This is a genomic window from Ramlibacter sp. PS3R-8, from assembly GCF_037572435.1.
GTDB lineage: Bacteria > Pseudomonadota > Gammaproteobacteria > Burkholderiales > Burkholderiaceae_C > Ramlibacter.
The window spans coordinates 62132-84558 of the sequence record NZ_JBBHGT010000008.1 but is presented as its reverse complement, the minus strand read 5'-3'; the positions used below and the strand labels follow the sequence as shown (position 1 = coordinate 84558).

The 22427-nt window shown below is 68.5% G+C and carries 23 protein-coding genes; 11 read left to right on the top strand and 12 right to left on the bottom strand.

Annotated features, from left to right (window positions below; all coding sequences use genetic code 11):
- The first annotated feature begins 1 nt into the window (after position 1).
- Positions 2-358 carry a YraN family protein gene (locus WG902_RS21505; protein ID WP_340062268.1) on the top strand — a complete coding sequence of 119 codons (357 nt, stop codon included), beginning with the start codon at positions 2-4 and terminating at the stop codon, positions 356-358.
- Positions 359-399: 41 nt separating this feature from the next.
- Here WG902_RS21505 and WG902_RS21500 read toward each other — a convergent pair whose 3' ends face one another.
- The gene (locus WG902_RS21500; protein WP_340062267.1) at positions 400-768 is read right to left on the bottom strand and encodes a hypothetical protein; all 369 of its coding nucleotides are present in this window, start codon (positions 766-768) and stop codon (positions 400-402) included.
- A gap of 284 nt (positions 769-1052) precedes the next feature.
- Between WG902_RS21500 and WG902_RS21495 the strand changes: the two genes are divergently transcribed.
- The gene (locus tag WG902_RS21495) at positions 1053-1652 is read left to right on the top strand and encodes a phosphoheptose isomerase (RefSeq protein ID WP_340062392.1); all 600 of its coding nucleotides are present in this window, start codon (positions 1053-1055) and stop codon (positions 1650-1652) included.
- Entirely contained in the window at positions 1649-2374 is a 726-nt protein-coding gene (locus WG902_RS21490) for a BON domain-containing protein (protein ID WP_340062266.1), read from the top strand. Before WG902_RS21495 ends, WG902_RS21490 begins: the two co-directional genes overlap by 4 nt.
- 6 nt (positions 2375-2380) lie before the next feature.
- Here the strand turns inward: WG902_RS21490 and WG902_RS21485 are convergent, their stop codons facing one another.
- The 3 genes from WG902_RS21485 to WG902_RS21475 form a co-directional block, all read right to left on the bottom strand.
- Positions 2381-3283 (bottom strand): NAD(P)-dependent oxidoreductase, encoded by a 903-nt coding sequence (locus WG902_RS21485; RefSeq protein WP_340062265.1) that lies wholly within the window; start codon positions 3281-3283, stop codon positions 2381-2383.
- A 166-nt stretch (positions 3284-3449) separates the two neighbouring features.
- Positions 3450-4586 carry a PilT/PilU family type 4a pilus ATPase gene (locus tag WG902_RS21480; protein WP_340062264.1) on the bottom strand — a complete coding sequence of 379 codons (1137 nt, stop codon included), beginning with the start codon at positions 4584-4586 and terminating at the stop codon, positions 3450-3452.
- Between the two features lie 39 nt (positions 4587-4625).
- Positions 4626-5669: a type IV pilus twitching motility protein PilT gene (locus WG902_RS21475; protein WP_340062263.1), complete on the bottom strand. Its 1044-nt coding sequence runs from the start codon at positions 5667-5669 to the stop codon at positions 4626-4628.
- Positions 5670-5728: 59 nt separating this feature from the next.
- Between WG902_RS21475 and WG902_RS21470 the strand changes: the two genes are divergently transcribed.
- Entirely contained in the window at positions 5729-6430 is a 702-nt protein-coding gene (locus WG902_RS21470; protein WP_340062262.1) for a YggS family pyridoxal phosphate-dependent enzyme, read from the top strand.
- On the opposite strand, the gene WG902_RS21465 is transcribed toward WG902_RS21470, so the two are convergent.
- Both WG902_RS21465 and WG902_RS21460 read right to left on the bottom strand, forming a co-directional pair.
- Positions 6411-6983: a DUF3617 domain-containing protein gene (locus WG902_RS21465; protein WP_340062261.1), complete on the bottom strand. Its 573-nt coding sequence runs from the start codon at positions 6981-6983 to the stop codon at positions 6411-6413. The two genes, WG902_RS21470 and WG902_RS21465, sit on opposite strands and share 20 nt — an antisense overlap.
- Before the next feature lie 28 nt (positions 6984-7011).
- Positions 7012-7485 (bottom strand): Lrp/AsnC ligand binding domain-containing protein, encoded by a 474-nt coding sequence (locus WG902_RS21460; protein WP_340062260.1) that lies wholly within the window; start codon positions 7483-7485, stop codon positions 7012-7014.
- A 74-nt stretch (positions 7486-7559) separates the two neighbouring features.
- Here WG902_RS21460 and WG902_RS21455 point away from each other — a divergent pair, with 74 nt between their 5' ends.
- A complete protein-coding gene (locus WG902_RS21455) occupies positions 7560-10541 on the top strand; it encodes an L-glutamate gamma-semialdehyde dehydrogenase (RefSeq protein WP_340062259.1) in 2982 nt (993 codons plus the stop codon).
- On the opposite strand, the gene WG902_RS21450 is transcribed toward WG902_RS21455, so the two are convergent.
- Both WG902_RS21450 and WG902_RS21445 read right to left on the bottom strand, forming a co-directional pair.
- Complete coding sequence (locus WG902_RS21450) at positions 10538-10798, bottom strand: hypothetical protein (protein WP_340062258.1); 261 nt, start codon at positions 10796-10798, stop codon at positions 10538-10540. The two genes, WG902_RS21455 and WG902_RS21450, sit on opposite strands and share 4 nt — an antisense overlap.
- A gap of 181 nt (positions 10799-10979) precedes the next feature.
- Positions 10980-12458, bottom strand: coding sequence for a class I adenylate-forming enzyme family protein (locus WG902_RS21445; protein WP_340062257.1), 1479 nt, complete (start codon positions 12456-12458; stop codon positions 10980-10982).
- A gap of 181 nt (positions 12459-12639) precedes the next feature.
- Between WG902_RS21445 and WG902_RS21440 the strand changes: the two genes are divergently transcribed.
- The 3 genes from WG902_RS21440 (at position 12640) to WG902_RS21430 (ending at position 15503) form a co-directional block, all read left to right on the top strand.
- A complete protein-coding gene (locus WG902_RS21440; RefSeq protein ID WP_340062256.1) occupies positions 12640-12987 on the top strand; it encodes a hypothetical protein in 348 nt (115 codons plus the stop codon).
- A gap of 8 nt (positions 12988-12995) precedes the next feature.
- Positions 12996-14738, top strand: a complete 1743-nt coding sequence (locus WG902_RS21435) for a RecQ family ATP-dependent DNA helicase (protein ID WP_445263718.1) — start codon at positions 12996-12998, stop codon at positions 14736-14738.
- Positions 14739-14948: 210 nt separating this feature from the next.
- Positions 14949-15503 carry a D-Ala-D-Ala carboxypeptidase family metallohydrolase gene (locus WG902_RS21430; protein ID WP_340062254.1) on the top strand — a complete coding sequence of 185 codons (555 nt, stop codon included), beginning with the start codon at positions 14949-14951 and terminating at the stop codon, positions 15501-15503.
- Positions 15504-15581: 78 nt separating this feature from the next.
- Here the strand turns inward: WG902_RS21430 and WG902_RS21425 are convergent, their stop codons facing one another.
- A complete protein-coding gene (locus WG902_RS21425; protein ID WP_340062253.1) occupies positions 15582-16082 on the bottom strand; it encodes a pyridoxamine 5'-phosphate oxidase family protein in 501 nt (166 codons plus the stop codon).
- Between the two features lie 134 nt (positions 16083-16216).
- Positions 16217-16507 carry a hypothetical protein gene (locus tag WG902_RS21420; RefSeq protein WP_340062252.1) on the bottom strand — a complete coding sequence of 97 codons (291 nt, stop codon included), beginning with the start codon at positions 16505-16507 and terminating at the stop codon, positions 16217-16219.
- Between the two features lie 181 nt (positions 16508-16688).
- Here WG902_RS21420 and WG902_RS21415 point away from each other — a divergent pair, with 181 nt between their 5' ends.
- Complete coding sequence (locus WG902_RS21415; RefSeq protein ID WP_340062251.1) at positions 16689-17321, top strand: HAD family hydrolase; 633 nt, start codon at positions 16689-16691, stop codon at positions 17319-17321.
- On the opposite strand, the gene WG902_RS21410 is transcribed toward WG902_RS21415, so the two are convergent.
- Together WG902_RS21410 and WG902_RS21405 are read right to left on the bottom strand one after the other, a co-directional pair.
- Positions 17318-19291 carry an aconitase family protein gene (locus WG902_RS21410; RefSeq protein WP_340062250.1) on the bottom strand — a complete coding sequence of 658 codons (1974 nt, stop codon included), beginning with the start codon at positions 19289-19291 and terminating at the stop codon, positions 17318-17320. The two genes, WG902_RS21415 and WG902_RS21410, sit on opposite strands and share 4 nt — an antisense overlap.
- A complete protein-coding gene (locus WG902_RS21405; protein WP_340062249.1) occupies positions 19288-20193 on the bottom strand; it encodes a LysR family transcriptional regulator in 906 nt (301 codons plus the stop codon). The genes WG902_RS21410 and WG902_RS21405 overlap by 4 nt, the downstream gene beginning before the upstream one ends.
- A gap of 73 nt (positions 20194-20266) precedes the next feature.
- Between WG902_RS21405 and WG902_RS21400 the strand changes: the two genes are divergently transcribed.
- Both WG902_RS21400 and WG902_RS21395 read left to right on the top strand, forming a co-directional pair.
- Complete coding sequence (locus WG902_RS21400; RefSeq protein ID WP_340062248.1) at positions 20267-21223, top strand: hydroxymethylglutaryl-CoA lyase; 957 nt, start codon at positions 20267-20269, stop codon at positions 21221-21223.
- On the top strand, positions 21216-22409 hold the full coding sequence (locus WG902_RS21395; protein WP_340062247.1) for a CaiB/BaiF CoA transferase family protein: 1194 nt from the start codon (positions 21216-21218) through the stop codon (positions 22407-22409). Before WG902_RS21400 ends, WG902_RS21395 begins: the two co-directional genes overlap by 8 nt.
- Positions 22410-22427 lie beyond the last annotated feature (18 nt).

Genomic DNA, 22427 nt, shown 5'->3' with positions numbered 1-22427 from the left:
CATGACGACCAAAGCCGAAGGCGACGCGGCCGAACACCGCGCGCTCACCTACCTGCGCGGCCGCGGGCTGCGGCTCGTCACGCGCAATTATCGGACGCCGGGCCGCGGGGGCGGAGAGATCGACCTGGTGATGCGCGATGCCGACGGGACGCTGGTGTTCGTGGAGGTCCGCAAGCGCGCCAGCGCATCGCACGGCGGCGCCGCGGCAAGCGTGGGATTCATGAAGCAGCGGCGGATCGTTTTCGCCGCGCGCCATTACCTGATGCGGGTGGCGCAGCCGCCGCCATGCCGGTTCGACGTCATCAGCATGGAAGGCGGCGGCATCCAGTGGATGCGCGCCGCCTTCGATGCCGGCTGAGGCCCGCCTTCAGACGCGCCCCAGCTGGAGTACCGCAGTGCTTAGTTGCGGTCGGCCTTGGGAGCCATCGGGGCCGGCTCGGCCGGTGCCGGGGCGGCGCCCATCTGCTGCTGTTCCACCACCGGGGCCGGGGCGGGCGCCTGGGCCACCGCGACCGGGGCCGGGGCGGGAGCGGGCTCCACGCGCGCAACTTCCCGCACCGTGGTGACCTGGGCGGTCTGGACCTGGTCCAGCAGGGCCGGCACGCCGGTTTCCCCCATGGAGGTCAGGTGCGTGCTTTGCTGGCCGGCGGCCAGGGCGGGGTTGGCGACGAAGGGGTTGGGGGGAACACCCTGGGCCACGGCGACGCCGATCACGGCCACAGCGGACAGGCCGGCAGCCAGGCCAGCGATTTTTTTCAGAACAGCCATTGCAACTCTCCTAGAACTTGATTTGTTGAAAACTTGAAGACGGCGGGCATCGAAGCCAGCGGTGTTCAGAATAGTGAACTCGCATCGCGGCGCAGTCGGTTGTGCTCGGCACCGCTTGTGGGGCCGCGTCCGGCATGGCGTCGGCCATTTTTTCCCGCGGCCGTCCGAGCAGGACTACAGCGCCATTGGATGCGCAACATCCGCATCACGCGCGTAACAAGCTTCACGCGCACGCAATGAAGCAGACATTCGTTGCCATGGGCTGGGGCGGTATCATCAAGACCATGCTCGAGCAACGCATACAGCAGAACTTCATCGACAGCGCGGACCTGAAGTACCAGTCCGCGCAGACCCTGAGCAAACCCATCGCGCAGGCGGTGCAGGCCATCCTGGCTTGCGTCACCAGCGGCGGCAAGGTGCTCGCGTGCGGCAACGGCGGCTCCGCGGCCGACGCGCAGCACTTCTCCGCGGAGTTCGTCGGGCGTTTCGAACGCGAGCGGCCCGAGCTGGGCGCGATCGCACTCACGACGGACAGCTCCATCCTGACCGCCATCGCCAACGACTACGACTACAACCGGATCTTTTCCAAGCAGGTGCGCGCGCTGGGCCAGGCCGGCGACGTGCTGCTGGCGCTGTCCACCAGCGGCAACTCCGGCAACGTGCTGGCAGCCATCGAGGCGGCGCACGAACGGGAGATGACGGTGGTGGCCCTCACCGGGCGGGGCGGCGGCAAGATGGGCGGCGTGCTGCGCGAGACCGACGTGCACATCTGCATTCCGCACGAGCGCACCGCCCGCATCCAGGAAGTGCACATCCTGGCGCTGCATTGCATCTGCGACGGCGTCGATGCCCAGCTCCTCGGCGACCAGGACAACCCGACATGAAACGCAAGTCCCCTTTCTCCTTTCCCGTCGCGTCGATCGTGGCGGCACTGCTGGCCGCGTCGCTTGCCGGCTGCGCGCAGCTGGTCGTCGGAGGCGCCGCCGTCAGCAGCATGATCATGACGTCCGAGCGGCGGAGTTCCGGCGCGCAGGTCGACGACGAGTCCATCGAATTCCACGGCGCCCGCCGGCTCAATGAAATCGCGGGGGACCTCTCGCACTTCAACATCACCAGCTACAACCGCCAGGTGCTCCTGACCGGTGAAGTGGCGACGGAGGCGGAGAAGCAGCAGGCCGAGCAGGTCGTCAGCCGGGTCAACGCCGTGCGCGGCGTGGTCAACGAACTGGCGGTGAGGGCCCCGACGACGCTGGCGCAGCGTTCCGGGGACGTGCTGATCACCGGCAAGGTGCGTGCGTCCATCGTCGATGCTTCGGACCTGCAGTCCATCCACTTCAAGGTGGTGACCGAGCGCTCCACGGTCTACCTGATGGGCCGGGTGACCGCTCGCGAGGCTGATCGGGCCACGCAGATCGCCCGGCAGATCAATGGCGTGCAACGGGTCGTGCGCGTTTTCGAAGTGGTGTCCCCGGAGGAACTGCACCTCGCGCCCGCGCCCGCGCCGGTCAACACGGTGACGCCGGCCCCTGCCCCCGCGCCCCTTGCGGCACCCGCCCCTGCGCCGCAGCCTGCTCCCGCGGGCGCCGTCTCCACGCCGGTGCGCTGAGGATCCCTACCGGATGCGGCGGATCAGGCTGGACGTGTCCCAGCGGTTGCCGCCCTGCGCCTGGATGTCCGCATAGAACTGGTCGACCAGCGCCGTGACGGGCAGCCGGGCGCCGTTGCGCTTGGCTTCCTCGAGCACCAGGCCGAGGTCCTTGCGCATCCAGTCGACGGCGAAGCCGAACTCGAACTTGCCGGCGATCATCGTCTTGCCACGGTTGTCCATCTGCCAGCTCTGCGCCGCGCCCTTGCCGATGACCTCGAGCACCTGTTCCATGTCCAGCCCGGCCTTCATGCCGAAGGCGATGGCCTCCGACAGTCCTTGCACCAAGCCCGCGATGGCCACCTGGTTGACCATCTTGGCGAGCTGGCCCGCGCCGCTCGGGCCGAGCAGCGCGAACGCGCGCGCGTAGGCCATCGCGACCGGCTTCACGGCTTCGAACGGCGCCGGCTCGCCGCCGCACATCACGGTGAGCAGGCCGTTCTGCGCGCCGCCCTGGCCGCCGGACACCGGCGCATCGACGAACTGCAAGCCGCGGCGGGCCGCTTCGGCGGACAGCTCGCGGGCGACGTTGGCCGAAGCGGTGGTATGGTCCACGAAGACGGTGCCTGGCTTCATCGCACCGAATGCGCCCTGGTCGCCGAGAGTGATCGACCGCAGGTCGTCGTCGTTGCCGACGCAGCTGAACACGATGTCGCAGTCGGCCACCGCTTCACGCGGAGTCGGCGCGGCACTGCCGGTGAATTCCTTGCACCAGGCCTGCCGTTTTTCGGCGCTGCGGTTGTAGACCGTGACGCGGTGCCCGGCCAGTGCCAGGTGCCCGGCCATGGGAAAACCCATCACGCCAAGGCCGAGGAACGCGACCTTGCGGGCAGGGGTGGATTCGTAGGTTTTGGGGTTGGTGCTGGCCATGCCTTACTTTATCAGCGATGGCCAAACACCTGAAAGCCAACCACCGGACGCAGAAGGCGCAGAAGTTACGCAGAAATCGCAGATGAACAGCCCATAAAAAATGGGTTCCTTTTGCGTCTTCTGCGTAACTTCTGCGCCTTCTGCGCCCGGTTGTCCGCTCCCGCTTTCACACGATGGCGAGGTGCTCCGTACCCGCCGACAAGTCCTGGGACTTCGCGCGTTGCGAATTCAGCTTGATCTGCAGCCGCAGGTCGTTCACCGAATCGGCGTTGCGCAGCGCGTCCTCGTACGTGATGACGTTGTTCTCGTACAGGTCGAACAGCGCCTGGTCGAAGGTCTGCATGCCCAGGTTGCGGCTCTTCTTCATGATCTCCTTGATCTCGGAGACCTCGCCCTTGAAGATCAGGTCGGAGATCAGCGGAGTGTTCAGCAGCACCTCCACTGCGGCGCCGCGGCCCTTGCCGTCCTGCTTGGGCACGAGGCGCTGGGACACGAAGGACTTCAGGTTCAGCGACAGGTCCATCAACAGCTGCGGCCGGCGCTCCTCGGGGAAGAAGTTGATCACCCGGTCCAGCGCCTGGTTGGTGCTGTTGGCGTGCAGCGTGGCCATGCACAGGTGGCCGGTTTCGGCGAAGGCGATGGCGTGTTCCATCGTCTCGCGGTCGCGGATTTCGCCCATCAGGATCACGTCCGGCGCCTGCCGCAACGTGTTCTTCAGGGCCGCCTCCCAGCTGTCGGTGTCCAGGCCCACTTCGCGCTGCGTCACCACGCAGTTCTTGTGCGGGTGCACGAATTCCACCGGGTCCTCGATGGTGATGATGTGGCCGTAGCTCTGTTCGTTGCGCCAGTCGACCATCGCCGCCAGCGTCGTCGACTTGCCCGAGCCGGTGGAGCCGACCAGGATGACCAGGCCGCGCTTGGACATCACCACTTCCTTGAGCACTTGCGGCACGCCCAGCCCGTCGATGGTCGGCAGGACCTGCGGGATCACCCGCAGCACCATGCCCACCTTGGACTGCTGCACGAAGGCGTTGACGCGGAAGCGGCCGACGCCCGGCGGCGAGATGGCGAAGTTGCATTCCTTGGTGCGTTCGAACTCCGCGGCCTGCTTGTCGTTCATGATCGACCGCGCCAGCGCCAGCGTGTGCGATGCGTTCAGCGGTTGCGGCGAGACCTTGGTGATCTTGCCGTCGACCTTGATGGCCGGCGGGAAATCGGACGTGATGAACAGGTCGCTGCCGTTGCGGCCGACCATCAGCTTCAACAGGTCGTTGATGAATTTTGTCGCCTGATCGCGTTCCATGGTGGCGCTCTCCTTAAGACTGCTGGTGGGCTGCTTCGATCAGCCCGGAAAGTTCTCGGGAATCTTGGCCTTGCTCCGCGCTTCGGCCGCGCTGATCTGGTTGCGCTTGACGAGGTCCGTGAGGTTCTGGTCGAGCGTCTGCATGCCGACGCTGTTGCCGGTCTGGATCGAAGAGTACATCTGCGCCACCTTGGCTTCGCGGATCAGGTTGCGGATGGCCGAGGTGGCCAGCATGATCTCGTGCGCCGCCACGCGGCCGCTGCCGTCCTTGGTCTTGCACAGCGTCTGCGAGATCACGGCCTGCAGCGACTCCGACAGCATGGCGCGGACCATCTCCTTCTCGTCCGCCGGGAACACGTCGATCACGCGGTCGATGGTCTTGGCGGCGCTGGAGGTGTGCAGCGTGCCGAACACCAGGTGGCCGGTTTCCGCCGCGGTCATGGCCAGGCGGATGGTTTCCAGGTCCCGCATTTCGCCCACCAGGATGCAGTCCGGGTCCTCCCGCAGCGCCGAGCGCAGCGCATTGGCGAAGGACAGCGTCATCGGTCCCACTTCGCGCTGGTTGACCAGGCACTTCTTGGACTCGTGCACGAACTCGATCGGGTCTTCCACCGTCAGGATGTGGCCGTATTCGGTTTCGTTCAGGTGGTTCACCATCGCCGCCAGCGTGGTGGACTTTCCCGAGCCGGTGGGGCCGGTCACCAGCACCATGCCGCGCGGCTTGAGGGCCAGGTCCTGGAAGATCTTGGGGGCGTTCAGCTGCTCCAGCGTCAGGATCTTGGAGGGAATGGTCCGGAACACGGCGCCGGCGCCGCGGTTCTGGTTGAAGGCGTTGACCCGGAAGCGCGCCAGGCCCTCGATCTCGAACGAGAAGTCGCACTCCAGGAACTCTTCGTAGTTCTTGCGCTGGGTGTCGTTCATGATGTCGTACACCATGGCGTGGACCTGCTTGTGGTCCATGGGGTCGACGTTGATGCGGCGCACGTCGCCGTGCACGCGGATCATGGGCGGCAGGCCGGCCGACAGGTGCAGGTCCGACGCCTTGTTCTTGACGCTGAAAGCGAGCAGCTGGGTAATATCCACGGATCCCCTCTTCTTTATGGTCCTGCCCGGCGCGCAGGGGCACGGGTAGCTGGTCCATTATGACGACGATTGCTTCGAACCTCCAGAGCGTGCGACAGCGGATTGCCGCCGCGTGCGCGGACGCCAGACGCGACGTGAACGAAGTCACGCTGCTTGCCGTGTCCAAGACGTTCGGCCCCGACGCCGTGCGCGCCGCGCATGCCGCGGGCGCAACGGCCTTCGGCGAGAACTACATCCAGGAAGCGATCGAGAAGCAGGCGCTGCTGGCCGACCTGCCGTTGCAATGGCACTGCATCGGCCCGATCCAGAGCAACAAGACCCGGCTGGTGGCGGCGCATTTCGCATGGGCACACACGGTGGACCGGCTCAAGACCGCGCAGCGCCTGTCGGACCAGCGCGCCGCGGACCTGCCGCCCTTGTCGGTCTGCATTCAGGTGAACATCGATGGCGGTCCCGGCAAGTCCGGCATAGCTCCGGGCGAGGCGCTGGCGCTGGCCCGCGAAGTGGCAGCGCTGCCGCGCCTGCGCCTGCGCGGCCTGATGACGATCCCCGAGCCCGCCGACGGCTTCGACGCGCAGCTCGCCGTGCATCGCCATGCGCGCAGCCTCTACGAGCAATTGCGGGAGGCGGGACTGCCCCTGGACACCCTGTCCATGGGCATGACCGCGGACCTCGAAGCGGCCATCCATGCCGGCAGCACGATGGTGCGGGTGGGAACCGCGATCTTCGGAACCAGGAAACCTATTTCTTCGGCGGCGTGACGGGCTTGACGTTGCCGCAGTCGGCCTTGAGCCACTTGCCGCTCGTGTCCATCGTCATGGTCTCGGTCTTGCCCTTCTCCTGCATCCGCATCGTCATCTTGCTGGTGTAGGCCTCGGGGCTGGCGAAGGTGACCTGGCCTTCGCCGCTGGAGGGCGGGTTGGTGCAGGTGAACGCCATCTTCATCGTATTGCCGCTGCGCGTGTTCTGGGTCATGCGGCAGCCGTCCTGCATCGGCATGTCGTTGCGCTCGACCATCTCCTTGGTCATGCACATCTGCACCGTCATGCCGCCGCCGGCAGCGGGCGCCATGCGCACGCCCTGCTTGCCCATCATCTCCTCCATCTGCTTGCGCTCGGCCGGCGACATCTGGGCCATCTGCTTCTGCATGTCCGCCATCGCCTGGTCCATCTGGCCGCCGCCCATCTTGTTGTTGATTTCCCACAGACCGGGCTTCAAGGACTGGGCGCCGGCGGGAAAAGCGACGATGGAAAGCGCCGCGGTGGCGGCGAGCAGGCAGGTGCGCATCGAGGTCTCCATGTGAATGCGAGGCATTCTGCCAAGGGTCCCCCCTCCCCACAAGCTACGCGCGCAGCGGCAGCCGCGTGGTGTTCTTCACCTCCTCCATCACCGCATAGGTGCGCGTTTCGCGCACGCCCGGCAGCTGCCACAGCACGGTGCCGGCGAAGTCGCGATACGCCTGCATGTCGGCCATGCGCGTCTTGAGCAGGTAGTCGAAGCCGCCGGCCACCATGTGGCATTCCATGATCTGGGGCTGCACCTGCACCGCCGCCTTGAAAGCGTCGAAGACGTTGGGCGTGGTCCGGTCCAGCAGCACCTCGACGAACACCATCATCCCGGCGCCCAGCTTCAACGGGTCGAGCCTGGCTTCGTAGCCGAGGATGTAGCCGTCACGCGTGAGGCGCTGCACGCGCGCCAGCACTGCCGTGGGGGACAGGGCCACGGCCTCGGCCAGCTTCAGGTTGGCGATGCGGCCATCGGCCTGCAGCACCTGCAGGATCCTCAGGTCGATGCGATCGAGGTCGGCAGCGTCCATTCGACGAATTTTCTTCGGTGAATTCCGCTGACTTTAGCTAAAAATTCATGAGGGAACACGGGAACATGCGGAACATGCACTCCGACACGCCCTCCCTCGCCAACGGGCAGCGCCTGCCCTCGCCCTATCGCCCGGAAGCCGACGTGGTCGCGGGCCGCTTGCAGTCGCTGCAGGGCGCCCTGGACTGGGCGGCTGCCGCGCAGGCCGCGGCACCTTGGGTGGCGGCAGTCCGCCGCAACCCTCCGCCGTTCTGGGCGATGGAAAGCCTGCTGAAGGAATATCCGATCTCCAGCGCGGAGGGGCTGGCCCTGATGCGGCTGGCCGAAGCATTGCTGCGTGTTCCCGATGCCGAAACCGCCATCGCGCTGACGGCCGACCAGCTCTCCCGCGCCGACTTCGACGGCTCGCCCGATTCCGCGCTTTCGCGGCTGTCGCACAGCGCCATCGCGCTGTCCAAGCGCTTCCTGCCGGGCGACGGCGCCACGCCGCAAGGCGGCCTGTTCGCACGGGTCGGGGCGCGCACCGTGGTTGCCGCCACGCTGCGCGCCGTGCAGTTGCTCGGACGCCAGTTCGTGCTGGGGCAGACGATCGGCGAAGCCACCGATGAAGCGCTGGCCGCACGCAGGCGCCAGGCCAACCTGCGGTTTTCCTACGACATGCTCGGCGAGGGCGCGCGCACCGCGGAGGATGCGCAGCGCTACCTGGCCCACTACCAGGCCGCCATCGCCCACATCGCAACGCGCGCCGACCCGGCGCAGCCGGCGCAGCAGAACGACGGCATCTCCATCAAGCTGAGCGCGCTGCATCCGCGTTACGAAGCGTTGCAGGAGGCGCGCGTGATGCGCGAGCTGGTCCCCCGGGTGTGGGCGCTGTGTGAACAGGCGGCTCGCGCCAACATCAACCTGACCGTCGATGCCGAGGAGGTGGATCGCCTGGAGCTGTCGCTCGACGTGTTCGAAGCGCTCGTGGAACGGGTGGCCCGGCACCAGCCGCAGTGGCAAGGCTTCGGCCTGGCGTTGCAGGCCTACCAGTCGCGCGCGCTGGAACTGATCGCACACGTCGCGGCGGTGGGCCGCCGGCACGGCATCCGCCTCATGTGCCGGCTCGTCAAGGGAGCGTACTGGGACGCGGAGATCAAGCGCGCGCAGGAGATGGGCTTGCCGCACTACCCGGTGTTCACGCACAAGCACCACACCGACATCTCCTATCTGGCCTGTGCGCGCGCAATGCTCGACGCACAGGACGTGATCTACCCGCAATTCGCCACGCACAACGCCGGCACCATCGCCGCGATCGTCCAGATGGCAAACCGCACGGGCGCCAGGTTCGAGCTGCAGCGCCTGCATGGCATGGGCGAAGGGATCTACCGGGAAGTGCTGCAGAACCCGTTGATCGCCTGCCGCGTCTATGCGCCGGTCGGCCAGCACCGTGACCTGCTGGCGTACCTCGTTCGCCGCTTGCTGGAGAACGGCGCGAACTCGTCCTTCGTCCACCAGCTGGCCGATGAATCGGTGGGGATGGATGCCTTGCTGGAGTCGCCGCTGCGCCTGTCGGCCGAGCCATCGTTGCCGTTGCCGCCCGCCCTGTACGGCGCGCAGCGGGCCAACAGCACCGGGCTCGACCTTGCCGTTCCCGCACTGCGCGAGCCGCTGCTGCAGGCGCTGGCCGCCACCACCGTCCCGGCGATCCCGCAGGCGAATGCGCAAGCCGTCCAGGATGCGGTCGACCGGTCCGTCGCCGCCGGCCGGGCCTGGGCGCGCCTGCCGCCCGCAACGCGCTGCGACATCCTGCGCAGCGCCGCGGACGCCATGCAGCAGCAGCTGCCGCGGCTGTGCGCATTGCTCGTGAAGGAAGGCTTCAAGACCTGGGGCGACGCCGTGTCGGAGGTGCGCGAGGCCATCGACTTCCTGCGCTACTACGCCATGGAGGCGCAGCGGTTGCTGCAGCCGCACAGCCTGCCCGGCCCGACCGGCGAAAGCAATGTGCTGCGCCTCACCGCGCGCGGGCCGTGGGCCTGCATCAGCCCCTGGAACTTTCCGCTCGCCATCTTTACCGGCCAGGTCGCCGCGGCGCTGGTCACCGGCAACACCGTGCTGGCGAAGCCGGCAGAGCAGACGCCCGCCGTCGCGGCGCAAGCGGTTCGCCTGCTGCACGCCGCCGGCGTGCCCGCCGACGTGCTCCAGCTGCTGCACGGCCCCGGGGACACGGTCGGCGCGGCCCTGGTGGCGGAGCCCCGCATCGCCGGGGTGGTGTTCACCGGTTCGACGCAGGTGGCCAAGATCATCCAGCGCGCGCTCGCGGCCAAGGACGGACCCATCGTCCCGCTGATTGCCGAGACCGGTGGCATCAACGCCATGCTGGTCGACTCCACCGCCTTGCCCGAACAGGTGGCCGATGCGGTGGTGCAAAGCGCCTTCCGCTCCGCTGGCCAGCGTTGCTCGGCCCTGCGGCTGCTGCTGGTGCACGAGGCGATCGCGGACGGCGTCATCGCGATGATCCAGGGCGCGGCGCGGGAGCTGGTCACCGGCGATGCCGCGCAGTGGGCGAGCGACGTCGGGCCGGTGATCGACGAGGAGGCGTATGGCAGCCTGATGCGCCAGGTCGAACGGCTGCACGCCACGGCCAGGCCCCTGCTGCCCGCACCCTCCTGGGACGCCCGCACGCGCATGCTCCCACCGCAGGCTTTCGAGCTCGCCCGCGTGGAAGAAGTGCGACAGGAAATCTTCGGGCCCGTGCTGCACATCGTGCGCTGGGGCGGGGATCCGCGGGACGTGATCGAGGCCGTCAACCGGATGGGCTATGGGCTCACGCTGGGGATCCAGACCCGCATCGACAGCCGCGCGGAAACGCTTGCGCGCGAAGCACGCATCGGCAATGTCTACATCAACCGGAACATGATCGGCGCGGTGGTGGGCGTGCAGCCTTTCGGCGGGGAAGGCCTGTCGGGCACCGGTCCGAAGGCCGGCGGACCGCACTACCTGGCCCGCTTTTGCGCCGAGCAGACCGTCACCATCAACACCACCGCCGCCGGCGGCAACGTCGCGTTGCTGGCTTAGCCAACCAGCAAGTTGCGAGCGACGCGTTCCTTGGCCGGGTCACCGAGCAGCTCGGTCGCCGAGGGCAGCTTGCCGTCGAATTTGCCCAGCACATCCTGCAGGGCGGCCAGCGTGCGCGCCAGTTGCTGGTCGGCCTCCGGACGCTGGGCCAGCTGGGCCTTCACGTCTTCCAGCGCGCGGAACAACAGCGCGCGGGTGTTGCCGCGAATCACCAGGTTGCCGTCGGACTGCCAGATGGCCTTGTGCATGTATTTCATTTGGAGCATCTCCGTGTAGGGCTCCAGAATGCTTGGCCGTCCGCGCTGCGCCTGTACGCGGCGCGGGTGAGTTGGAGACAGCGCTCAGGCACGCCTGGCGTCAGTCCGCAGCACTACCGTAGGCGTCGAACCTTCGGCAATGGCGTGTCAGCGGACATCCAACACCGGCCGGGCCCGCGAGTCACGCAGCCCAGCTGTCGCGCAGCTGGCGCTTGAGCACCTTGCCGATGTCGCTGCGCGGAAGCTCCGGCAGGTAGCGCAAGTCGACCAGCCGCTGCGTCTTGCCCAGGCGCTCGTTGGCCCATACCCGCAGCACGCCCGGCTCGGGCGCGCCGGCATGCGGCACGACGAAGGCCACCGGCGACTCGCCCCATTCAGCGGAAGGCACGCCCACCACCGCGACGTCCGCCACCGTCGCGTGCTGGCGCAGCACCGCCTCGAGGTCGCTCGGGTAGATGTTGAAGCCCCCGCTGATGACCATGTCCTTGCGCCGGTCCATCAGCGTGAGGAAACCGTCCTCGTCGAAGCGACCGACATCGCCTGTGCGGATGAAGCGGTTCCCCTCGGTGTCATACCACTCCGCCTCCCGCGTCTTCTGCGGCTGGTTGTGGTACCCCGTCATCATCGAAACGGAGCGCCCGACCACTTCGCCGATCTCGCCGCGCGGCAGCTCGCGGCCCTCTTCGTCGATCAGGCGGATGTCATGTCCTTCCGCGGGCTTGCCGACGGTGTGCAGCTTGTCGGCAAACAGGTGCGCCTCCAGGATGCAGGTGCCGCCGCCTTCGGTCATGCCGTAGTACTCCACCAGGCCGCCGGGCCAGCGCGCCAGCACGTCGGCCTTGAGCTTCGCGGCGAACGGTGCGCTGGTGGAGAACTTCATGTGGAAGGCCGACAGGTCGTGCCGGCCGAAATCCGGCACCGCCATCAAGCGGTGGTACTGCACCGGCACCAGCATGGCGTGCGTGGCGCGGGCCTGCGCGGCGAGGGACAGGTAGCCGGACGGATCGAATCTGCCCTCGGTCATCACCACCGCCCCACCCTTGGCCAGGCACGGGAACACCGACACCAGCGTCGTGTTGGAGCACAGCGAGGTCGCGACCATCGCGACGGCATCCGGGCCGAAGCCGTAGTTCTCGCCGCGCGCCACGTGCGCCCACCGCATGGCGTGCGGCTGCACGATGCCCTTCGGTGTGCCGGTGGTGCCCGAGGAATAGATGATGTTGAACGCCCAGTCCGGCTGGATGTCGACTGGACGCGGCGCACCGCCCCCCGTGCCGAGCCACGCTGCGAGCGCGTCCGGCAAGTCCATGCGGACGCGATGGGCTTGCGTCTCGAACATGGGCACGGACGCATCGGTGAAGAACAGCCGCGCCCCCGAGTCGCGCACCATGCCGGCCAGCTGTTCGGTCGTGGTCCCGGTCGGCAGCGGCGCGACGGCGGCGCCGGCGCGCAGGCCACCGAGGAACAAGGCCAGATAGGCGATCGAGTTGGCGCCGCAGATGGCAATGCTGTCGCGCGGCTTCACGCCGTCGCGCTGCAATGCGGCGGCGATCCGGTCCACCCGTGCGTCCAGCTCGCCCCAGGACAGGCGGCTGTCGCCCTGCCGCACGGCGAGCTTTCCGGGCTGCCCACGCGCATGTTCGCGGATCAGTTCGGGCAAGGTGCGAAAGGGAGGCAATCCTGCGGGTGCTGGCACGGCAGTCACGGGTGTCCTGTTGGCCGCACTGTACGTCACGCATCGGCCAGGACGGTTGCGTCCGACACCGCCCGGGCGCGGGTGCCGACGCCGGGCTGGTGGATGCCCGGCCAGACTTGCCAGTCACCGATGCGAAGGAGAACACATGGCGTACAGCAGCATCGTCGGCGCGGACAACGCCCCGACCCACCCCAGCGGCCGCGAATCGGAACTGCTGGGGCCCAGCGACAACTCGGATTCCGGCAGCGACACTGTCGGCACCACCGAGGCCCATGAGGACAGCGACGCCGCGGGAACCGGCGAGCGCGGCGTGGTGGCCGGGCGGGATTCGCGCGAAGGCTCGGACATCCTGCCCGACCGGGTGGTGAACCTGGCCAGCGAGGAAGAGTCCGAAGCCGACCTCGACAGCACGGAGCTGACGGACCTGACGGATCTCGACGACGAAGAAGTGCGGGCCATCGCAGAAGGCGACGCGCCGGGCGACGAGCGCTGAAAGAGGCGATGGGATTGCGAGTTCCACCCGCCGCGCAGGCGCGGCGCGTGCGCGCCGTGCTGCGCGACACTTTCGGCCTGTCGCGCCTGCGCACCGGCCAATCCGCCGTGATCGACCGCGTGCTGGCGGGCGTTTCCACGCTGGCCGTCATGCCCACCGGCGCCGGCAAGTCGCTGTGCTACCAATTGCCGGCGCTGCTGCTCGAGGGCCGGACCGTCGTCGTGTCCCCGTTGATCGCCCTGATGAAGGACCAGTGCGAGTCACTGCGCGACCTCGGTATCCAGGCCGTGCAGGTCAACAGCGCCATCGACGGCGAGGAGGCAAAGGCGGCCGAGGCCGCCGTGGTGGACGGCAGCGCGAAGATCATCATGACCACGCCGGAGCGCCTGGCCGAGCCTGCGTTCCTGGAAAAGTTGCTGGCCCATCCCGTGTCGCTGCTGGCCGTCGACGAGGCGCACTGCATTTCGCATTGGGGCCACGATTTCCGGCCGGCTTTCCTGGAGATCGGCCAGCTGGTGACGCGCTTGGGCAGGCCGGTCGTGCTCGGGCTGACGGCAACGGCGACCGACGAGATCGCACAGGACATCTGCGCGCAGCTCGGCATCCCGGCCGGCGGCATCGTCAACACCAGCGCCTACCGACCGAACCTCGACCTGCGGGTGGTGCCGGTCGCCACCGAAGCCGACAAGCCCGCGCAGGTGCTGAAGGCGGTGCGCGCCACGCAAGGCAGCGGCATCGTCTACGCGGCCACCATCAAGGCCGCACAAGCCGTATTCGAGGCGCTGCGCGCAGCGGACGAGTCGGTCGCGCTGTATCACGGCAAATTGCCGGCGGCCGAACGGGCCGCCACCCAGGAGGCTTTCATGGCGGGCGAGATCCGCGTCATGGTCGCCACCAACGCTTTCGGACTGGGCATCGACAAGCCGGACATCCGCTTCGTGCTGCATTACCAGCTGCCGGCCACACTGGAGGCGTACTACCAGGAAGCGGGACGCGCGGGGCGCGACGGCGAAGTTGCGCGCTGCACCCTGCTGTTCCTGCGCGGCGACAAGGCGATCCAGCAGTTCTTCATGGCCGGCCGCTACCCGGGCGAGGAGGATGCCCGTGCCATCGTGCAGGCGTTGCAGGACGACCCGGTGGAAGCCGGAACGTGGACGCTGCCCCTGCTGCAGGCGAGGATCGGCCGGCCGAAGTCGAAACTGCAAGTGGCGCTGGGCCTGCTGCGCAAGGACAAGCTGGTGACCCAGGCGCCGGACGGGTCCCTGCGGCTGGCGGCCCAGGCTGCTTCCCCAACCCGCATGCGCGAGCTGACGCAGGGCTACGGCAAGAAGCGCGACCTCGATCGCGAAGCGCTGGAACGCATGGTGTTCTATGCCCAGACGGGCCAGTGCCGCTGGCATGTGTTGCTGGAGCACCTGGAAGGCGAAGGCGCCCCGGAGCGTTGCGACCATTGCGACAACTGTCGCCGCATCAAGGCGCACGAGGCGGTGGTGGAGGAACTGCTGCGGCGGGAACCCGCCGGCAACGCGCCATCGCGCGAGGAGCCCCGTGAGGCGTCGTTCCAGCGCGGCGACCTGGTGGAGGTGCGGCGCTATGGCCGCGGCGTGGTGGAAGCGGCGAGCACGATGCAGGTCACCGTCGCGTTTGCGGACCGGTCACGGCGCACGTTCCTGCCGGAGTACGTGCGCCGCGCCAGGGTCCCGCGCGGCCGCGCAGCTGCCAACCCCGCGCAGCCCGCGGCAGCGGCGTGAGGCAGCGGGGGGCGCGTGCAGCAGTCTTGCCCCTGGCGACCCGGCCCGGCGCGCCTGGCAGCCGCCATGGGCTGCGTCCTGGCACTGGCCGGCCTCGTCGCCTGCCAGCCTCGCGTCCAGTCGCCCCCTCCATCCGCCACCATTCCCGGTCCGGCAAGGCCACCGGCGGACACCCCTGTCCCGCCGGCGCCGCTCACGCCTCCGCCATCCGTGCCCGAACCGAAACTGGCCGACGGGGAGCGCGGTCCCGTGCTCTTTGCCGTCTGGCGCACCTCGAACGCGGCCCAGGTGGACGGGTTCGAGCAGTTTCTTGCGCGGGAGCAGCTGGCGGACATCGTGCCCACGTACCAGTTGCTGCGCACCGCGTCGATGTGGAAGGAGTGCAAGGCCGCTCCTTTCGAAGTGCCGCCGAAGGAGGTGTGGCCCAAGGTGCGCGACCTGCTCGTGCTGCTGCGGGAGCTGCGCCAGCAGCAGGTGCTGCACGTTTTCGAAGTGGTCTCCGGCTACCGCGGACCCGCACTGAACCGCTGCGCCGGCGGCGCGCCGGGGAGTTCGCACCAGCTTTTCGCGGTCGACATTGCGCCGATTGCCGACTCGGAAGGCGCGCGCCTGTGCGGCTTCTGGCGCGAGCACGGACAGCAATGGGACATGGGCGTCAGCCGCTATCCGAGCGGCCGCGTCCACATCGATCGCAACGGCTTTCGCACGTGGGGCGCAAGCCACCAACGGGTGAGCAGCCACTGCCTCGCCCCCGCCGACCGTTGAGGGACTCACGCCAGTGCCGCGAGTCGGGCGCGCTCTCTCGCCCATCGCAGCGCGCAGCCAGCGCGCTGCTCGCGGCCGTCAGTTGTTGAACTGCACTTCCTTGTGCTCGCCCATCTTCGGGCGCGTCTCGGTGAGTGCTGCCTTGCCCATCTTCAGCAGCTGCAGCAACTTGTTTTCCTTGACGTTCCAGTATTCCGCCTCATCGATGCGCACTTCGACCAGCTCCAGGTCCGGGTCTTCGGCGCCGCCGGGGAACCAGGCCTTGGCGATGACATTGAACAGTTCCTTCTTCTTGGCCATGTCCTCCAGCACGCGCGCGGTGCCGGTGACCGACACCCAGGTGTCCTTGCCCGGGTTGGCATAAGCGAGGTTGACATTGCCGTCGGCCTGCAAGCGCTGGCCGACCTCGCTGGCGCGAGAGACGAAGAAGTACAGGCAGCCGTCTTCGCCGAGGTCCTTGTTCTGGGTCGTGAGGGGGTGGGAATGCAGTGTCCCGTCCGAGTGACGGTGGGACAGCATGGCAAAGCGCTGGTCCTTGATCAGGCCCCAGAGGATTTCGTGGTGCTTGGTGTCGTTCATGGATGCTCCTTGTTCTGGATGGATCCATGCTGGCGCGCTTGTCGTAGAACAAGCATCAGGCGGGCGTGCTTGTGCTTGTGCGGGATGGCCTACGCTTGCGATACCGGCCCGCGAGCGCGGGCCGGTGCGGGCGCTCAGCGCCGGGGGTTGTTGGGGCGCGGATCGCGGGCGTTGCGCACGCCGTCGCCATCGCGGTCGCGGTCGTAGCGGTTCGAGACGCCGTCGCCGTCCCGATCGCGGCCGTAGTAGCCGTTGTAATAGCCGCCGCCGTAGTAGCCGACACCAACGCCGACGCTCACGGCGGGCTCGCCATAGCCGTAGCCGTAGCCAGGGCCGTAGCCGCCGTAGGGATCGGCGTAGGCGGCGCAGCCACCCAGCGCGCCGAGCGTGGCCGCCGCAGCGAGGGAGAGAAGAATACGTTTCATGGGAAGCTCCTGTTCATGGGATTTGCCACGACTGTGCTCGGCAACAGGGGCGGTTGCAACAAGCTGCAGGCGCGAGCCGGTGTAGGAAGGGTGCGGGAGCCATGTAAAGGCCGCGTGTCCATCTTGCAACCCTGTCGTCAACATCGTGCGGACGCGCCACCGGATTACGGAGAATCGGGCCATGTCCCTGGATACCTCCCCTGCCGTGCGCGCCGTTCTCTTCGATCTCGGCGGCGTGATCCTCACCATCGACTTCGACCGCGCGCTGGCAGCCTGGGCGCCGCACTCGCGCCTGCCCGCCGAGCGCCTGCGCGCTGCCTTTCGCTGGGACGAGCCGTTCCTGCAGCACGAAACCGGCGGGCTGTCGAACGAAGGCTATTTCGCGCACGTGCGACAGGCGCTGGAGCTGGACTGCGACGCCGCCACGGTCGAGGCCGGCTTCAACGCCATCCTGGTGGCCGAGATCGAGGAGACCACGCGGTTGGTCGAGCAAGTGCGCCGGCGCGTCCCCTGCTACGCGATCTCGAACACGAATGAAGCACACATGGAACAGATGCGGCGCGCCTTTCCCGCACTGCTGCCGAGGTTCGACCGCGTGTTTGCCTCGCACGAGATCGGGCACCGCAAGCCGCAACCCGCGGCGTTCCAGCACGTGTTGCGCGAAATCGGCCTGTCCGCGCCCGACGTGCTGCTGTTCGACGACCTGCCGGTCAATGTGGACGGTGCACGGGCGATCGGATTGCAGGCGGTGCTGGTGCGCAGCCCGGACGACGTGCGCAACGCGCTCGCCCTGCGCGGGCTGCTGCAAACCTAGCCGCGTGCGCGCTGCAGCCCGGAGAACGACGTCAACTGGCCGGCCAGCGCACTGGCCATCACCGTGGCCGGACTGGCAAGCCACACCTGGCCGGGCCCCGAGCGTCCGGGGAAGTTGCGGTTGATCGCACTCACCGTCACCTGGCCGGCATCGGTGGACGACCCGGGCCCGCAGTTGGCGCAGGCGCCGCAGGACGGCTGCAGGATGCGCGCACCGGCCGCCGCGAAAGTGCGGTCGTACCCCTGCGCCACGCAGTAGTCCCGCACCGCCGTCGTGCCGTATTGCAGGAACAGCTGCACGCGTGGCGGCACCGTCAGGCCGTTGGCGAGCCCCCAGGCCAGCACCGCGTGGTACTGGTCGAAGTCTTCGCGCTTGCCGGCGGTGCACGAACCGCCATAGGCGATGTCGACGGTGACCGCCTCGGGCAAGGCGTCGACCGGCAAGCCGTTGCCCGGGTCGCCGGGCCGGGCCACCATCGGCGACAAGCTGCCGCAATCGACGCGGATCACGTCGTGGTACGTCGCCCCGGCGTCGCTCTTCATCCAGGGCTCCAGCACGAAATGGACGCCGCGTCGCTCGCGCAGGAAACGCACGGTCTCGGCATCGGGCTCGACGATGCCCGTCAGGCCGCCGAGCTCGGCCGTCATGTTGGTGAGCGTGGCGCGTTCATCCGTGGACAACGCCCGCAGCGCCGGGCCGCCGAATTCGAAAACCTTGCCCACGCCGCCGCCAGCACGGATGCCGGGCAGTTGCAGCAGATGCAGCGCGATGTCCTTGGCGGCGACGCCGGCGGGCAACGGGCCCTCGAGCTCGACCCGCAACACGGCTGGCACCGTCAGCCGCACTGCGCCGGTGACGAAAGCATTGGCCATGTCGGTGGTGCCGACGCCGAAAGCCACGCAGCCGAGCGCCCCGCTGTGCGGCGTGTGCGAATCTGTGCCGGCGACGAGCTGCCCCGGCAGGGCGTAGAGCTCGGCCATCATCGCGTGCGAGATGCCGGCCACGTTGCTGCCGTCGTCGGCTTGCGCCTCGGCCTCCGTGAGAGTGCGGTGCTGCCGCAATCCGTAGTCCCGCGCGAAGGTGCGCTGCGCTTGCTGCATGGCGTGCATGTTGGGCAGCAGCGGTGATCCCCTGTGCGCCGGACTTTCATCCACGTAGGAGGTGTGGTCCTCGAACACCACGACCGTCTCTTGTTCGCGCAGGACCAGCGGCCGCCCCAACGTGGCATGCAGCATGTGCGCCGCCATGCCGGTGTAGTACTCGTGGATGAAGCGCCAGTCGGCCCGTACGAAGCAGCCCTCTCCGGCACGCGGGGCATCCGGCGTGACGGGCGTTCGCAGCAGGTGGCGCTGCACGATCTTTTCGAACAGGGTGCGCGGACACTCGCCGTGATCCAGTGCCACCGGCTCGGCGCCCAGCAGGTGCTGCTGGCCGAAGCGCAGCAGTCCGTCGCTCCTGACGATCGCGGCCGCCAGCGCATCGCGACCCGCGACGAGTTCGTCCACCGCGATCGCCTCGCCGCGCTGGAGTCGCTGGACCAGCCCGAGGTCGGTGGACGTGAAGAGCCCGATGTTGTCGGCGTTCTGCCGGTAGATGCGCTCGAAGCTTTCGGCGATCACCAGCCGGATGCCGGCCAGCTTCTCCGCCGCCGGGCTGTGTTCGCGCGATGAGCCCTTGCCGTAGCGGCTGCCGCCCACCGTGACCCGGAAGCCAGCCGACTGGACGGCGCCTGCCGGGATCGGCCGCTCGCCTTGCGCCACGAAACCTGTATAGGGAAAGCGGGCCAGGCTTTCGTCGTAATGCGACATGATGCTCACCGGCGTGATCTCGTCGGTCGAGATGTCGTCGCGCAATGCGCCCGCTTCGGCGCGGGACAGCGAAGCGCCGGCCAGCTGCGCGCGCACCGTTTGCGCGTGGTCGCACAGGAAGAGAATGCGCGGGCTCGGCCCGAGGTCGAGGGTGTCGTTCATGGCGGCGCCAGCGCGGTGAGGTGGTGGACGAGGGACTGCGCGGCCGGGCTCAGCGACGCGGCGTCGCGATAGCAGACGATGAAGCGGCGGTCCGCCCAAGGCTCGGCCAGGGGAATGAGGCGGATGCCGTCGATGGCGCCACCGGCCGGCTCCGCCACCTGGCGCGGCACCAGGCTGACGGCCAGGCCCGCGCGCACGACCCGCAGCGCCGCTTCGAAGTTGGTGACGACGATGCGGTGGTTGACGGTGCGCCCGAGCTGGCCCGCATGCCGCTGAAGCAGCAGCTGCACGGCGCTGTTCACGGGCAGGCTCACGTGCTCGTAGTCCAGCGTGTGCTCGAAACGCACGCTCTTGCGTGCGGCCAGGGGATGCCGCGCCGGGACCGCCACGCACAAGGTGTCCTTGCGGTACGGGCGGGTCTGCAGCCCCGCATGGTCGGTCGCATCCCAGCACACGCCGATGGACGCCAGGCCCTCGCGCACCCCGCGCACGATCTCCGGGCTCACCCGTTCCTCCAGGTCGACGCGGATGCTGCGATGCGCGGGCTTGTGCAGGAAGCCCGCGACGTCATCGGCCAGCGACTCGGTCATGGCGGACACCGACGCGAAGATGCGAACCTGGCCGCGCCCACCGGCCGCGTAGGCCTGCATGTCGCGCTCGATGCGGGCGGCGCCGTCGAGCATCCCGCGCGCGTGCTCCAGCAGCGTTTGCCCGGCCGCGGTCGGCAGCACGCCGTGGCGCTTGCGCACCAGCAGCGGCGTGCCGACCTGGTCTTCCAGCTGGGCCAGGCGCTTGCTGATGGCCGAGCCGACGATGCTGGCCTTTTCCCCGGCGCGCGCGATGTTGCCCGTCTCGCAGACGGAGACGAACAGGCGCAGGGTGGTGAGGTCGAGGTCGCGCAAGAAGTTCCGGATTGGAACGCAACGGTTCCAAATTTGCACAGAAGGGAGATTCGGGAAATTCTAAACTCCCGCCATGCAAGCTTCCACCTTTTCCGCGGCGTCCCTGCCGCGCCATGTGGTCATTCGCGAGATGGGGCTGCGCGACGGCCTGCAGAGCGTGAAGACCGTCGTGCCGACGGCCGCCAAGATGGAATGGATCCGCGACGCCTATGACGCCGGCGAGCGCGAGATCGAGGTCGGCTCCTTCGTCCCGCCGAAGCTGCTGCCGCAACTGGCCGACACCGCCGAAGTCCTGGCGTTCGCGCAGACGCTGCCCGGACTGCGCGCCACCGTGCTGGCGCCCAACCTGAAGGGCGCGCTGCGCGCGCTGGAGGCCGACGCCGAGATGATGCTGATCCCCCTGTCGGCCAGCCATGCGCACAGCCTGGCGAACCTGCGCAAGGCGCCGGCCGACGTGGTCGCGGAGATCGCCAACATCCGCGCGGAGCGCGATGCTTCGGGCAAGCGCACCCGCATCGAAGTCGGGATCAGCACGGCATTCGGCTGCACCATCCAGGGCCGCGTCGAGCCGGACGAAGTGGTGCGCCTGGTGCAGGCGGTGCTCGACGAAGGCGTGGATGCGGTGAGCCTGGCCGACACCGTCGGCTACGCGGACCCGGCCATGGTGTCGTCGCTGTTCGAGCGCGTGCTGCGCGTGGCGGGCGACAAGCTCGCGGCGGCGCACTTCCACGACACGCGTGGCCTCGGCCTGGCCAACTGCTACGCGGCAATGCAACTGGGCATCGCGCGCCTGGACGCCTGCACCGCCGGCATCGGTGGCTGCCCGCATGCGCCCGGCGCCAGCGGCAACGTCGCCACCGAAGACCTCGCGTACATGCTGCACAGCATGGGCATCGAAACCGGGCTGGACTTCGACCGGATGCTCGCGCTGCGAGCGAAGGTCGCGCGCTGGCTCGAAGGCGAGCCCACGCACGGCACGATCTGGAAGACCGGCCTGCCGAAGACCATGAAGGCAGGCGCCCATGCATGAAGTCGCCCAACCCCTGAAGGGCCTGCGGGTCGTCGAGTTCACCCACATGGTGATGGGCCCGACCTGCGGCATGGTGCTCGCGGACCTGGGCGCGGAAGTGATCAAGCTCGAGCCGGTCGAGGGCGACCACTCGCGCCGCCTCCTCGGCGCGGGGATCGGCTTCTTCCCGATGTTCAACCGCAACAAGAAGAGCATCGCGATCGACCTGCGCCAACCGGAGGGCGCGGCGCTCGCCCGCAAGCTGTGCGCGGGCGCCGACGTGGTGGCGGAGAACTTCAAGCCCGGCACCATGGAGAAGTACGGCCTGGACTACGCCTCGCTCGCCAAGGTCCATCCCAAGCTGATCTACGCGACCTGCAAGGGCTTCCTGCCCGGCCCCTACGACCATCGCACCGCGCTCGACGAAGTCGTGCAGATGATGGGCGGCCTGGCGTACATGACGGGCCGTCCCGGCGACCCGCTGCGCGCGGGCACGAGCGTCAACGACATCATGGGCGGCCTGTTCGCGGCGATCGGCGTGCTCGGCGCGCTGATCCAGCGCGGCATCACCGGCCGCGGCATGGAAGTGCAGTCGGCGCTGTACGAGAACAACGTGTTCCTGGTCGGCCAGCACATGCTGCAGTACGCGATCACGGGCAAGCCGGCGGCGCCGATGCCGGCGCGCGACAACCCGTGGGCGGTGTACGACGTGTTCACCGTTGCGCAGGGCGAGCAGATCTTCCTGGCCGCGGTGAGCGATGCCCAGTGGCTGAAGTTCTGCGACGCCCTCGGCTTCGCCGACCTGCGCAACGAGCCCGGCTACGCCACCAACAACCAGCGCGTCGAGCAGCGCCCGCGCCTGCTGGCCGCACTGCGCGAGCGGCTGGCCGACCGCAACGCCGCGGAGCTGTCGGCCATCATGGAGAAGGCCGGGCTGCCCTTCGCCCCGATCCGCCGGCCCGAAGAGCTCTACGCCGACGAGCACTTGCTGGCCACCGGTGGCCTCGCCGATGTCACGCTGCCCGATGGCCCCAGGGCCGGCGAGACGGTCAAGACCACCTTGCTGCCTTTCACGCTGGCGGGCGAGCGGCTCGGCGTGCGCCTGGACCCGCCGCGGCTCGGCTCCCACACGCGCGAATTGCTGGCATCCGCAGGGTACAGTGACGACCAGATCGACGATCTGCAGAACCGGGCGATCGTGCGCTGACCACGCCGCCCCCGCATC